The following is a 479-nucleotide window of genomic DNA, read 5'->3' as shown; positions in this document are numbered from 1 at the left end:
GCCTGATGCCGGGCGGCATCTTCCGCGCCCTGGCGCCCTGCGAGCTGCACGGCGTGAGCGAGGACGACTCCATCGCCAGCATCGAGCGCATCTTCAAGAACGATGCCCAGCCCCAGGACATCGCCGCGATCATCATCGAGCCGGTGCAGGGCGAGGGTGGCTTCTACGTCAACTCCAAGTCCTTCATGCAGCGCCTGCGTGCCCTGTGCGACCAGCACGGCATCCTGCTGATCGCCGACGAAGTGCAGACCGGCGCCGGCCGTACCGGCACCTTCTTCGCTACCGAGCAACTGGGCATCGTTCCTGACCTGACCACCTTCGCCAAGTCGGTCGGCGGCGGCTTCCCGATCTCCGGCGTGGCCGGCAAGGCCGAGATCATGGACGCCATCGCGCCCGGCGGCCTGGGCGGCACCTATGCCGGCAGCCCGATCGCCTGCGCCGCGGCACTGGCCGTGCTGAAGGTGTTCGAGGAAGAGAAG

At 68.1% G+C, this 479-nt stretch carries 1 protein-coding gene; it reads left to right on the top strand.

Features of this window, described 5'->3' with window-relative positions; all coding sequences use genetic code 11:
- On the top strand, positions 1–479 hold a 479-nt coding region (locus J7U37_RS24875), incomplete at both ends, for an aminotransferase class III-fold pyridoxal phosphate-dependent enzyme (protein ID WP_247637492.1).

Origin of the sequence: Methylobacterium sp. 37f (assembly GCF_023093475.1) — a bacterium.
Classification (GTDB): Bacteria; Pseudomonadota; Alphaproteobacteria; order Rhizobiales; family Beijerinckiaceae; genus Methylobacterium.
Note: the sequence above shows the minus strand (reverse complement) of the source record. Positions and strands in the feature narration are given on the sequence as shown.